11 protein-coding genes and 1 riboswitch are annotated in these 13,049 nt (G+C 70.1%); of the genes, 2 read left to right on the forward strand and 9 right to left on the reverse strand.

Features of this window, described 5'->3' with window-relative positions:
* Positions 1-269 precede the first annotated feature (269 nt).
* A complete protein-coding gene (locus K340_RS34530; protein WP_051266870.1) occupies positions 270-1,619 on the forward strand; it encodes a TerD family protein in 1,350 nt (449 codons plus the stop codon).
* A 1-nt stretch (position 1,620) separates the two neighbouring features.
* Here the strand turns inward: K340_RS34530 and K340_RS0118905 are convergent, their stop codons facing one another.
* The 5 genes from K340_RS0118905 to K340_RS0118925 form a co-directional block, all read right to left on the reverse strand.
* The gene (locus K340_RS0118905; RefSeq protein WP_029137858.1) at positions 1,621-2,406 is read right to left on the reverse strand and encodes an ABC transporter ATP-binding protein; all 786 of its coding nucleotides are present in this window, start codon (positions 2,404-2,406) and stop codon (positions 1,621-1,623) included.
* Positions 2,403-3,431, reverse strand: coding sequence for a FecCD family ABC transporter permease (locus K340_RS0118910; protein ID WP_029137859.1), 1,029 nt, complete (start codon positions 3,429-3,431; stop codon positions 2,403-2,405). Before K340_RS0118910 ends, K340_RS0118905 begins: the two co-directional genes overlap by 4 nt.
* 24 nt (positions 3,432-3,455) lie before the next feature.
* The gene (locus K340_RS31475; protein WP_245599630.1) at positions 3,456-4,856 is read right to left on the reverse strand and encodes an ABC transporter substrate-binding protein; all 1,401 of its coding nucleotides are present in this window, start codon (positions 4,854-4,856) and stop codon (positions 3,456-3,458) included.
* A gap of 105 nt (positions 4,857-4,961) precedes the next feature.
* A riboswitch (cobalamin riboswitch) is annotated at positions 4,962-5,179 on the reverse strand.
* 18 nt (positions 5,180-5,197) lie between these two features.
* On the reverse strand, positions 5,198-6,181 hold the full coding sequence (locus tag K340_RS0118920) for a M56 family metallopeptidase (protein ID WP_051266872.1): 984 nt from the start codon (positions 6,179-6,181) through the stop codon (positions 5,198-5,200).
* A 77-nt stretch (positions 6,182-6,258) separates the two neighbouring features.
* A complete protein-coding gene (locus tag K340_RS0118925) occupies positions 6,259-6,606 on the reverse strand; it encodes a BlaI/MecI/CopY family transcriptional regulator (RefSeq protein WP_029137861.1) in 348 nt (115 codons plus the stop codon).
* Positions 6,607-6,682: 76 nt separating this feature from the next.
* Here K340_RS0118925 and K340_RS0118930 point away from each other — a divergent pair, with 76 nt between their 5' ends.
* Positions 6,683-6,919, forward strand: a complete 237-nt coding sequence (locus tag K340_RS0118930; protein ID WP_029137862.1) for a response regulator transcription factor — start codon at positions 6,683-6,685, stop codon at positions 6,917-6,919.
* 65 nt (positions 6,920-6,984) lie between these two features.
* Here the strand turns inward: K340_RS0118930 and cydC are convergent, their stop codons facing one another.
* From cydC to K340_RS31495, 4 genes are read right to left on the reverse strand one after another with little or no spacing between them, the layout of a single operon-like run.
* Entirely contained in the window at positions 6,985-8,628 is a 1,644-nt protein-coding gene (gene cydC / locus K340_RS31480; protein ID WP_037365709.1) for a thiol reductant ABC exporter subunit CydC, read from the reverse strand.
* A complete protein-coding gene (gene cydD / locus K340_RS31485; RefSeq protein ID WP_161632139.1) occupies positions 8,625-10,316 on the reverse strand; it encodes a thiol reductant ABC exporter subunit CydD in 1,692 nt (563 codons plus the stop codon). Before cydD ends, cydC begins: the two co-directional genes overlap by 4 nt.
* Positions 10,303-11,514, reverse strand: a complete 1,212-nt coding sequence (gene cydB, locus K340_RS31490) for a cytochrome d ubiquinol oxidase subunit II (protein WP_084614659.1) — start codon at positions 11,512-11,514, stop codon at positions 10,303-10,305. The genes cydD and cydB overlap by 14 nt, the downstream gene beginning before the upstream one ends.
* A gap of 13 nt (positions 11,515-11,527) precedes the next feature.
* Positions 11,528-13,018 (reverse strand): cytochrome ubiquinol oxidase subunit I, encoded by a 1,491-nt coding sequence (locus tag K340_RS31495; RefSeq protein ID WP_084614668.1) that lies wholly within the window; start codon positions 13,016-13,018, stop codon positions 11,528-11,530.
* Positions 13,019-13,049 lie beyond the last annotated feature (31 nt).

A 13,049-nucleotide genomic window follows, 5' to 3' on the forward strand; every position in this document is an offset into this window, starting at 1 on the left:
CTCCTCGCTGCTAGTACCAGTGGGGAGGCGCCCTCGTATGCCAGTGGTTCCGGAACGTGGCTGCCGGTTCGCTCACTGATCGGCGCTCGCAGCCAGTGTTGGCGTTGGCGCTCAGCCCTGTCGACGGTCCGCACGTCCCGGGTAACCACCAGTCCTCGCAGATCTCATGATGGACATCAACCGTGTCGAGCAAGCTCGGCGATGAACTGGCGGCACCTCGGGCGCATCAGCAATCCATCTGAAATCACTGACCTAAGGATGGTGCACCAGTGAGCGAACTGGCCAAGGGCGGCAACGCCCCTCTCGAGACCACTTCCGTCGAGCTGTCCGTCAGCGGGGCGGCGCAGGGCTCGGTCGACCTGATGATCTTCCAGCTGACCGATGCCCACCGGGTCCGCTCGGATGCGGATTTCGTGTTCTTCAACCAGCCGACGTCCCCTGAAGGCGCGGTCCGGTTGACCGGGCCGGACCGGATCTCGGCCGAGTTGTCGGCGGTGCCGGCCGACATCGCGGTGCTGGCCGTTGCGGTCGCCCTCGACGACTCCGTCACCGGATCACTCGCCGGAATCGCCGGCCTGGCGGTCACCGTATCGGCCGGCGGGTCGACCTCCGCCCCGGTCGCCGGACTGACCAGCGAACGCGCCGCGGTGCTGGTCGAGATCTACCGCCGGGGTGACGGCTGGAAGGTCCGCAACGTCTCGGCCGGCTGGTCGGGCGGCTTGTCGGCGATGGCCACCGAGTTGGGTGTCAGCGTCGACGATGCGCCGGCGGCTGCTGCCCCGCCGCCCGTCCCGCCGCTTTCCGCACCTGCGGCTGCGCCCGCGCCGACCGGGGCGCCGGTCAACCTGCCCCCGCCCACCGGGGCCGCCGCACCGCTGCCACCGCCCTCGGGAGCTGCTGCGCCACTGCCGCCACCGACCGGGGCGCCGGCACCGAATCTGCCGCCACCGGGCGGAAAGGTGGATCTGGGCAAGAGATCCGGCGCGATCAACCTGACCAAGGGCCAGCGGGTCTCGATCGACGGCTCCGAGCTGATCGTCGCGTCGGTCACCTGGCCGGCAGCCACCGACTACGACGTCTATGCGCTGATCCGCTACCGCGACGGCCGCACCGAGACCGTGTCGGCGTTCGGCACCCACGAGAACAAGCAGTTCAGTCTCACCTCATCCGACGGGGCGGTACGGCACCTCGGTGACGTCGGCCGGGCCGGCCAGCCGCGGATCTCCCGCAAGGAGAAGAAGGCGATGGCGGCGCAGGGAATGCCGCAGGGGGCGCCGATGGCCGTGGAGCGGATCGAGATCCGGCCGCACGCGGGTATCCAGGCGATTGTGCCGGTCGCCTACTCGGCCCAGTCGAACGGCACCGGCTCCTTCCGCCGCTACCAGGTGACGATGACGATCGACAACGGCCGCGGCACCACCGTGCAGATCGACGCGCCGAACGCCGACGATAACGATCTGATCTACAGCTGCGTGCCAGGCATCATCCTGGTCACCGATTCCGGCATCGTGATCGACTCGCTCGAGCAGTACTCGCAGCCGAAGTCCGAGCGCCGTCCGGTGATCGGGCCGGACCTGCAGATCCAGATGGACGCCGGCGAGACCAACCTGTTCAAGTAGTTCAGCGCAGCCGGAAGGTGGAGTCCGCGGCGTCGAAGCGGACCGCCGGGGTGTCGAAGGCATCGCCGATCACGGTGCGCGCCAACATCTCCACCGTCCCCGACCGCATCCTGCCCTGGTCGATCACCCAACCGTCCTGGCCGGCCCTGATCGCCGCCTCCACGTCATGGGTGGACACCAGGATCGGGATGCCGCGCTGCTCGGCGATCCGGCGCAGCACGGCGAGCAGTTCGATCCGGCTGGGCGCGTCCAGGAAGGCACTCGGCTCGTCCAACAACAACAGCCGCGGCTCCTGTGCCAGCGCCCTGGCGATCAGGATCCGTTGCCGCTGACCGTCACTCATCTCGGCCAGCAGGCGATCGGCCAGTTCCTCGGCGTGCACGGCGGCCAAGGCCGCAGCCACTGCGGCTCGGTCGGCCGGTCGCAGCGATCCGCCCATCCCGAGGTAGGGATGACGACCCAGCGCCACGACATCCCCGCCACGCAGCAGGCCGACCTCGAACCGGTCGGTGAGCACCACCGCCAGCTGCCGCGCCCTGGCCCGCGGGTCCATGGCCAACAGGTCGTCGTCACCGAGATGGATCTGACCGGCCAGCGGGGGCTGCAGTCCGGCGACCGTCCGCAACAGGGTGGACTTGCCGGACCCGTTGGGGCCCAACAACACCGTCACCCGCCCCGGCTCGGCCGATTCCGTCACCGGTTGCAGGACAGGTCGTTTGCGGTAACCGACGGACAGCCCGGCCAGCCGCAGTGACTGGCCCTGTTCCCGCACTGCGTGCCCGCTCATTGACCGGCCGCCAGCGCTCGGCTGCGCAGCAGCACGATCACCACCACCGGGGCGCCGATCACCGCGGTCACCACGTTCAGCGGCAGCACGCCGTCCGCACCTGGCAGGGTGGCGACCACCGCGCAGAGCAGACAGACGATCGCCCCGAGCACCGCACAGGCCGGGATCAGGTAGCGGTGGTCGGCCCGGCCGATCAGCACCCTGGCCAGGTGCGGCACCGCGATCCCGAGGAACGCGATCGGACCGCAGAAGGCCGTCACCACACCGCAGACCAACGCGGTCGCGATGATCGCCACCACCCGGATCCGCCGGACGTGCACGCCCATCGACGCGGCGTACCGCTCGCCCAGCAGCAGCGCATTGAGCGACGGGGCGATCGACACGGCGGCGATCAACCCGACCGCGACCATCGGCAGCAGCACCACCATGTCGCCGAGGTAGGTGCCATCCACCGAGCCAAGGCTCCAGAGCACGAACTTCTGCACCCTGGCCGGGTCGGCGAACGCCAGCAGCAGCGAGACCAGCGCGCCGACCGCTGAGCCGACCATCACACCGATCACCAACAGCGACACCACCGTTCGCACCCAACGTCCGGCCAGCAGGACGAGCCCGAGTACCAGCAACGCCCCGATCCCGGCGGCAGCGACCGTGCCCCAGCGACCCAGCGCACCGAACGTCGCGGTGAAACTCACTGCGGCGCTACCGGTCCCGAGCACCGAAACGGCGACCCCGAGGCTCGCTCCCGACGAGACCCCAAGGATGTACGGGTCGGCCAGCGGGTTCGCGAACAGGGTCTGCATCAGCAGGCCGACCACCGCCAGACCGGCGCCGGCGGCGATCGCCGTCAGCGCTCTGGGCAGGTGGAAGTCGACCAGCAGTACGGCGTCGTCACCGGCGCCACGGCCGGTCAGCCAATGCCACACCGAGTCGAGCGAGACCGGTTCCGATCCCACCGAGAGGGCCAGGATGAAGGTCACCAGCAGCACCGGGACCGCGGCGGTCAACACCACCGCCGGTCGGTTCACTGCATTCTCACTGGCGTCGGACCGCTACTTCAACTTCAGGTAGAAGCTGAAATCATGACCCGGGAACTTGTCCGGGTGCAGGATGGCCGCGACGTCGGCCAGCACCAGATCAGGCCTGGCGGCGCCGGTTTCGTAGTAGGGGTTGCCGCCGGCGGCGGTCACGTCCTTCACCGGGTTCCACACGTTGTGCGTGGCGAACGCGGCGAACTTGCTGAACCGCGGTTCCTCGGCCAGCGCGTCCTGCTCGCTGGTCCAGGTCGTGCTGGCCAGCCAGACCGGCGCCTTGGCGGCCTTGGCATAGACGGCCTCGAAGGTGGTCTGCACGGACGCCGCGGTGGTGTCGTCAGCCCAGGCAGTGGTGCCGCCGGCATCGGCGAACAGCTTGGCGTTCCAGCTCTTTCCGCCCGGTACGTACCAGGTTCCCTGGTACGGCTGGCCCGGCACGATCTGCACCTTGTCGGCGCCGGCCACCAGCTTTGCGGTGGCGGCGTAGTCGGCGGCGATCTTGTCGAACTTCACCGCCGCCTTTGCCTCGGTGCCGGTGAGCGCGGCGAAGAACTTGAGCCACTCGGCCCGGCCCAGCGGCGTGCCCTCGGCGAAGTCGTAGTCCTGCAGTACCGGGATGCCGGCCGCCTCGAGCTTGCCGTCGGAGGCGTCCGGGAAGCCGCCGCCGACCAGCACCTGCGGCTTGCCCTTGAGTACCTTCTCGGCGTCGGTGGTGCCGGTCGGCGCGAAGTCGACCACCTTCGCCTTCGCGATGTGGTCGAGCACCGGCTGCTCGGAGACGAACGCTGCGGACGCCACCCCGGTCAGCACGTCGAGCTGGTCCAGCTCGACCAGCGCCGGCAGGTGGGTGGTGGAGGCGGAGTACAGCGAGCTGACGGGCGTGGTGACAACCTGCGCCTTGGCCAGGTCACCGGTCAACTTCGGCGCGTCGGCACCGCAGTGGACCAGGACGTAGTTCTCGGCCGGGCTGCCCGGCTGGGAGACCGTGACCACCTGGTACGACCGGTGGTAGGAGATGCTGAAATTCTTGGCGAACTCCAGCTCCTGCTTGTCCGGGTAGTAGTCGGTGTTCGCGTCGAACTTCGTGATGCAGCCCTTGGCATCCAGTACCGGCACGGCTGAGACGCCCGACGGCGTGCCCGGTGCCGGCGCGGCCGATCCGGCACTCGACCCGCCGTTGGCCGTGACCGTGGTCGATGCCGACGGACCCGAGGTGCCTTCCACCGACGATGCCGCTACCGAGGTGGACCCGGACTCCGCAACCGACCCGGAGCCCGCGACCGACGACGAGCTCGCAGCTCCGGCGGCCGATCCGCCGTCGTCGCCGGCACAGCCGCTGAGCAGCAACGCGGCGACCAGCGGGCCGGCCGCGAACGCGGCCCGCGTCACGCGGCGGGACGGGCGGAACATTCGGGACATGACGACTCCAGATCGACCGACGGGAGGGTCCGGATCCTGCAGGCCCCGGCCGACGGCCGATCGCCCACGGCCGTCCCTCGCGGCCCCGAACGAGCGCCGGCCGGTTGGCGCGACGCACCGATGGCAGGTCTTCGGACTCCCGGGCGACGGCGGGCTCTCACCCGCCGGTTCCTACTGATCGTCGCTTCCCAGGCCCGTGGCCCAGTGCTGTTGACGACCTTCGTTCCCGGTCACCGCTGCGGGGCAGTTCCGGATTCACACCGGATTCCCTGTTGTCCCGCGGCGGCGCATTCCCGCCACGGACCATCAGCAGTGGGAGCTTATCGCGCTCGCACTCTGCCTCACGACCAACCGAGGAACAGCGCGACCGTCGGCACCGCCAGCAGCGCGATCGCCCATGCCCAGACCCCGATCACCGCCGGTGCCGACATCGACTGCGGGTGGGTGAGCCGGCGGACCCGGCGCACCACCGCGGTGCCGCCCACCTCCGGCACGTCGGTCGGCATCGGCAGTCCGGGTTGCGTCCGGTCGGCCAGCACCACCGCGGCCAGCGCCGCAGCGACGGTATCGGCACCGACCTGCCGGGCCGCCGCATCGTCGGCCTGCATCTCCGCGAGCGCGGCCACCGCGCGGCGCGCCGCGTCGACTCCGGGCAGTCGACCCAGCGCCACCGACCAGGCCTGGAACGGCAGCAGCAGCAGATCGTGGTGCGATTGCAGGTGGGCCCGTTCGTGGGCGACGACAGCCGCCAGCTGCGGCGGGGTGAGCAGGTCGACCAGGCCGGCGGTCAGCACCAGCCGGGTGTGCCAGCCGGGCACGCTGTAGGCAACCGGCACGTGGTGGTCGACCACCCGGACGCCGGCCGGCACCGACAGCTCGGCGTCGTCTCCCCGGGCGCCGACGGGACCGCCGGGGGCGGTCAACAGGTCGAGTAGTTCGCGGTGTGAGCGCCGCCGCAGCAGCGCCAGCACGAAGCAGCGGATCAGGATCACCAACAGGGCCGCGGCGAAGATCACCGCGACGGCCAGCAGCGCGATCCGCCAGGGCGTCAGACCGAGCAGTGGTTGTCCGCGGAAGGTGTTGCGCAGCAAGGTGATCAACGCACCCGGCAAGTGGTCGTCGAGCGGCTCGACGGCCAGCACCAGCGCGGCGCCGGTCAGCGACAGCCCGGCACACAGACAGAGTGCCTGCCACAGGGCCAACGAGACCATCGGGCTGCGTTCGGGCCAGCGGGCGCGGGCCAGCCAGGCGCTGCCGGGGACGGCAGCGACCACGCCGACGACGGCAAGGCCGCCGGCCAGCACGGGGGCGGCGAGCACGGACACGGCCCCAGCTTGCCCGAACCGTCAACGGTCCGGGCGAGCGGCCGGTGCCGGCGGCTGGTCCGGTCGCGGACGGAAGGTCAGTGGTCGTCGAGAGCGCGGCGCAGGGCAGCCAGATCGTCATCCGAGACGGTATCGACGAACCTGGCCAGCGCATCCTGCCGGTCGCCCGCGGTCTCCAGCACCTGACGCATCAGTTCGGCTGTGTGTCCGGCACGGTCCGAGACCGCGCGGTACAGATGGGCCCGGCCGTCCCTGGATCGCTCGACCAGACCCTTGGTCTCCAGCCGGCCCAGCACCGTCAGCACGGTGGTGAGAGCAAGGTCACGATCGATCAGCTGATCGGTCACCGCACGCGCGGTCATCGGCGTTCCGCTGTCCCACAGCACCTCGACAACGGCACGCTCAAGTTCCCCACGACCTGTCATCTGCACCCTTTCGCTTCCTGTCGAGACGATTCTACCAAACGTAGAAGTTCTACAACTTGTCGAATATGCTCGAGTCATGACCACAGCGCTCATCACCCGGCTCACCCCCCGCGAACAGCAGGTGCTGCACGAGATCGGACTCGGCCTGACCAACAGGGAGATCGGGTTCCGGCTCGGCATCGCCGAGAAGACCGTGAAGAACACGGTGACGGTGGTGCTGGCCAAACTCGGGTTACGTCGCCGGGCCCAGGCCGCCGCCTACATAGCGGTGGCCGAGGCCACCGGCGGCCGGGTCAGCATGCTCGCCGGCTGACGAGCCTCCCGCCGAAATGCACCGAGAGCGTGCGCAGTAGGCACTGTCGGTGTACAGAGCAGCGGTCACCGGCCGCCGCTCAGTCGCAGCACAGAGTCGACGGCCGGGAGATCCTGCTCGCGGTGAGTGACCAGCAACACGGCTCGGGAAGGGTCGGCAGCCAGCACCGCAGCGGTGACGGCGTCCGCGGTCGCGCCGTCCAGGTGTGCGGCCGGCTCATCGGCCAGCAGCACCGGTCGGTCGGCCAGCAACGCACGGGCCAGCGCGATCCGCTGACGTTCTCCGCCGGACACCGCCAACGCCCGCGGCCCTACCCTGGTCCGGTCGCCGTCCGGCAGCCGGTCGATCCAGTCGCCGAGGCCGGCGGCATCGCGGGCCTTGTGCAGCTGATCCCGGTCGGCGTCGGGACGTCCCAGGCGGACGTTGCGGTCGATGGTCGAATCGAACAGGTGCGGCTCGGCCGGTAGCCAGGACATCATGTCCCGCAGGGTCTGCTGGTCACCGGTGACGTCACGACCGTCAACGGTGATGGTTCCCGATCTGACCGGGAGCAGGCCGAGCAGCACCGCGACCAGCGTCGACTTTCCCGATCCGGACGGGCCGACGACGGCCACCCTGCTACCCGGCCGCAGTTCCAGGTTCAGGTCGCTGATCGCGTCCCGATCGGCGCCGGGCCAGCGGGCCGACACCCGATGCAAGCGGATCGTCGGTGCCACAGCGGGTTTCTCGTCAGCCAGGGACTCCTCCTGCGGATCGGGCCCGGTCGCGTCGAGCAGCTCCAACACTCTGGTCCCGGCGGCCGCGGTCCGGCCGATCGCACCGCCGCACTCCCCCGCCTCGGCGACCAGATCGGTCAGTGCCAGCGGCAGCAGCACCAGGACCGCGAGCAGCACCGGGTCCAGCGCTCGGGCGTCGACCGCGACGGTGCCCCAGGCCGCGGCGAGCACCCCGGCGATCCCCGTCGTCAGCACCGCAACGGCTACCGCCCAACCGGCCGCCGAAGCCCGCCGGTCACGCTGGCCGCGTTCGGCCAGATCTGCTCCCGCCAGGTCCCGCAGCGCCGGCTCCCACCCTCCTGCCACCACCAGATCGTCGACACCATCCAGGATGTCGCCGATCCGCCGGTCCCGATCCGCCCGGGCCGCTACGGCGGCGCGTTCCCGCTCTGCTGCGCGCCTGCCCCCGGCCGCGGGCACCAGCAGCACGGCCGCCAGCAGCAGCACGGCGAGGGCCAGACCGGCCGACGGCAGCACCGCGATCGCCACTGCGCTCGCGCCGACCGCCACCACCAGTGCGGACAGGTACGGCAGGACGCCACGCAGCACCGCATCCTGCAGGTCGTCGACGTCCGAGGTCACCCTGGCCAATGCGTCCGCATCCCCCAGCCGAACCTCGCCGCGGCCCAGCCGCGCCGCCAGCCCGGTCACGGCCCGCTCCCGGATCGTCCCGAACATCCGCAGGACCGCGTCGTGCCCGGCCAACCGTTCGACGTAGCGCAGCACACCGCGGCCGATCCCGCAGGCGCGCACCGCGACGATGGCCACCATCAGCGTCAGCACCGGGACCCGGCCGGCAGCGGTGGCGATCAGCCAGGCAGCGGTGGTGGTCAGCGCGACGGCGCACACGGCGGCCCCGACCGCGGCGGCCAGTGCGACGATCAGCTGCCTCCGCCACGGGCGGACCAGTTGCCAGAACACCCTGACGTTCACGCCAACACCAGCTCCCGATCGTCCGGCTCTCGCTGGTCGTTCTGGTCGCCGGCCAGGACGATCCGTCGGTCGGCCAACTCCAGCACCGCCGGTCGGTGGGTGGTGACCACCACGGTCCGGCCGGCGAGGAGCGGTCGGATGCCCTGCAGCACGGTGTGTTCGGTCGCTTCATCCAACCCCTCGGTGGGCTCGTCGAGCAGCAAGACCGGTGCGTCGGCAAGCAATGCCCTGGCCAGCCCGACCCGGCGCCGCTGCCCGGTGGACAGGTCCCGGGCACCGGGACCGACCACGGTGTCCATCCCGTCCGGGAGCTCTGCCAGCACCTGACCCAGGCAGCTGGCCGTGACCACCCGGTCCATCAGCGCGGGGGTGACGGCCCGGCCTGCGGTCAGATTCTCCCGCAGCGTGCCGGGTCGCAGCGCCACCCGCTGGCCGAGCCATCCGATCCTGCTGCGCCAGTGCCGCAGGTCCACATCGCGCAGGTCGACAGCGCCCCGGTCGGCAACGTCCACCAGCACCCGACCACGATCGGCGCTGTCCTGCCCCGCCAACAGGTTCAGCAGGGTCGACTTGCCGCTACCGCTCGGCCCGGAGACCACGGTGATCTGCCCGGCGGGGAACTGGTGGCTGCCGACCGTCAGCCGGCGGCCGTCAGCGAAGTCGAGCCCGGCCCCCTCGATCCGCAAGCCGGGGACGGCGGCGGAATCGGTGCGAGTGCCGATCTTTCGGCCCGGCTCGTCGATGATCGACAGTGACTGCTCGACCGCGGCGGCGCCGTCGGCTGCGGCGTGGAACCCTGCTCCGACCGCGCGCAGCGGCAGGTACGCCTCCGGCGCCAGCAGCAGCACGATCAGCGCCGTCTGGATCGGCATGCCGCCGCCGACCAGGCGGATGCCGCAGGTCACCGCGACCAGCGCTACCGACAGAGTCGCGACGAGTTCCAGCACCATCGACGAGAGGAAGGCCACCCGTAGGGTGCGCGCGGTCGCCACCCGATGTTCCTCGGCGGCCGCACCCACCGATCGGGCCTGCGCCCGGACCCGGCCGAAGACCACCAGCGCCGGCAGGCCGGCGACGACATCGGCGAACCGGCCCGCCAGCCGTTGCACCGTCAGCAACGAATCCCGCGTCGCGGTCTGGGTGTACCAGCCGATCAGCGACATGAACAACGGCACCAGCGGCAGGGTAACCCCGACGATCAGCGCGCTCAGCGGATCCACCGCCAGCAGGACGACAACAACCGCGGCCGGCACGATGGCCGCCTGCACCAGCGCAGGCAGGTAGCTGCCGAGATAGGCGTGCAGGCCGTCCAGACCACGGGTCAACAAGGGCTGTAGCTCCGCCGTCGAACTGCCGGCCCGGGTCCGGCTCGGCCGGCGGGCGACCGCGGTCAGCACCTGCATCCGCAGCTGGCCGATCGCAGCGCCGGCGGCCCGGCCGGCAACCCGCTCGGTCAGCGCGCCGACCGCAGTGCGGGCAAGCACGGCGGTCGCCAGCAACACCAGATCCGTTGTCGGAAAGGCGAATTTGCCGTCCGCGGGATCGATCGCCCCGGCCAGGATCCTGGCGATCGCGACCGCCTGCACGACCAGGGCGAGGGTGCCCAGTATCCGCAGCACCGTCGATGTCACCAGAAGTCTGCGAACCGACCCGACCCGGCGGATCAGCGCCGGGTCAAGGGGTTTCACGATCCACCGGTCCCGGGACAACCCCGCCACGCGCCCCCGGGACAACCCCGCTACCCGGTCCCGGGACAACCCCGCTACGCGCCCCCGGGACAACCCCGCTACGCGCCCCCGGGACAACCCCGCTACGCGCCTCCGGGACAACCTCCCCAGCCGGCTGGCGCTCGGCGTGGGCCCCGCTCCGGGGCAGCGGGATCTGCCGGGTGGAGATGCGCTTGCGGAACACCCAGTAGGACCAGGCCTGGTAACCGATGACGAACGGCACCAGCGCCAGGGCGACCCAGCTCATCACGGTCAGCGTGTACGGGCTGGAGGCGGCGTTGTGGATGTCCAGCGTTCCGGCCGGGTCACCGGTCGAGGGCATCACCAGCGGGAACAGCACGGTAAAGATCGAGCCGACCAGTGCCAGTACGCCGACGGCACTGGACACGAATGCCCAGCCGTCGCGGCCCACTCGGGTCAGCACGAGAGCCACCGCGACCGCGACACCACCGGCCAGCCCGACGACCAACGAGGTGGCGCCGAACTGCAGACCCGAGACACCACCGCGGATCTGCTGCATCCAGATCACCGCGACCAGGTACGCGACGGTGGCGAAAACCCCGGCGCCGGTGGCGATCCGCCGAGCCCTGGCCCTGACCTCGTCGGTGGTCTTCAACGAGAGGAACACAGCGCCGTGGAAGACGAACAGGCTCAGCGTCAGCAGACCGACCAGCAACGCGAACGGCGACAGGAAATCGCCGACGGTGCCGACGAATTCGTGATCGGCGCGCAGCGGCACCCCGTGCACGATGGAGCCGAACACCACCCCCCACAGCAGCGCCGGGACGAACGAGCAGACCGTGATGGCGATGTCCCAGTTCCGCCGCCACTGCGCCGTGCTGCCCTTGCCCCGGTACTCGAAGGCAAGTCCGCGGACGATCAGACAGACCAGGATCAGAAGCAGCGGCAGGTACCCGCCGGAGAACAACGTCGCGTACCACTGCGGGAAGGCGGCGAAGGTGGCGCCGGCTGCCGTGATCACCCACACCTCGTTGCCGTCCCAGACCGGGCCGATGGTATTCAGCAGCACCCGCCGGCCGCGCTCGTCGCGGCCGACCGGGCGGAGCAGGATGCCGACCCCGAAGTCGAATCCCTCCAGCACGAAGTACCCCGCCCAGAGCACCGCGATCAGCAGGAACCACAGGTCGTTGAGCGTCATTGTTCTGCCGTCCTCAGTAGGCGAAGGTCAACACGTCGTCATCGCGGTCGGGCTCCGCGTCACCGCGCCCGGCGCCACCCGCGGGGGTGCCGTCATCCCCGCGGTCGGGCAAGGTGTTGGTGCGCAAGGGATTCTTCCGACCGAGCATGGCCAGCACGGCCGCCTCCTCCGGCGGCCCCTTGCGGATCGTCCGGAAGATCAACCGGGTCTCGATCACCACCAGCACGCCGTACAACACGGTGAGCACGATCAGCGAGGTGAGGACGGTGCCGGCAGTGACGGTCGGCGACACCGAATCCTGGGTCTTGTAGAGCCCGACAACGGTCCAGGGTTGACGTCCCATCTCGGTGAACACCCAGCCGGCGGTGTTGCCGACGAAGGCGCCGGCCACCGACCACATCGCCAGCCGCCACACCCACGGCGACACCGGGTTTCGACCGCGGCGGGTGAGCCAGAGCCCGACCACCGAGACCAGCGCCAGGATGAATCCGGCGCCCATCATCAATCGGAAGGTCCAGTAGGTCACCGGGATGTTCGGCCGGTAGTCGCCCGGTCCGAATCGTTGCTCGTACTCACGCTGCACGTCGTTGACGCCCTCGACGGTGCCGTCGAAGGTTCCGGTGGCCATGTACGAGGTGACGCCGGGCACCCGGATCGACCAGGTCTCGTGGTGCCCGTCCAGGGTTCCGATGGTGATCAGCGAGAATGACGCACTGTCCGTGGTGTCGTAGAGTGCCTCCGCCGCAGCCATTTTCATCGGCTGTACCTCGGTCATGATCTTGCCCTGCAGGTCGCCGGTGACGATCACCGCGATCGAGCTGATCAGCAGTGCCCACAGCCCGAACCGCAGCGCCGGCCGGAACACTTCCGTCGAGCGGCGCTTGGCCATGAAATTGGAGCTGACGCCGACCACCACCACCGCGCCGGTCAACCAGCAGGCCGTGATCACGTGCGAGAAGGTGATCAGCTGCAGCGGCTGGAAGAGCACTGCACCGATGTCGACCAACCGGGGCCGGCCGGTGGCGGCATCGATCTCGATGCCCACCGGGTGCTGCATGAACGAATTGGCCGCCAGGATGAAGTAGGCGCTGGCCGTGGTGCCGAAGGCGACCATCCACATACACGCGCAGTGCAGCCGCGGCGAGAGTTTGTCCCAGCCGAAGATCCACAGCCCGAGGAAGGTCGACTCGATGAAGAAGGCCAGCAACGACTCCATCGCCAGCGGCGCGCCGAACACGTCGCCGACGAACCGGGAATAGCTGGACCAGTTCATCCCGAACTGGAACTCCTGGACGATGCCGGTGACCACCCCGATGGCGAAGTTGATCAACAGCAGCGAGGAGAAGAACTTCGCCGACCGCAGATACACCGGATTGCGGGTGCGCACCCAGGCGGTCTCGACGATGGCCACATAGAGGGCAAGGCCGATGCTGATCGGGATGAACAGATAGTGATAGACGGTCGTGACGCCGAACTGCCAACGGGCAAGGCTCAGCACATCCATCGGATCCTCCGCTCGGTCGGCCCGCACCTGC

Origin of the sequence: Nakamurella lactea DSM 19367 (assembly GCF_000426645.1) — a bacterium.
GTDB lineage: Bacteria > Actinomycetota > Actinomycetes > Mycobacteriales > Nakamurellaceae > Nakamurella > Nakamurella lactea.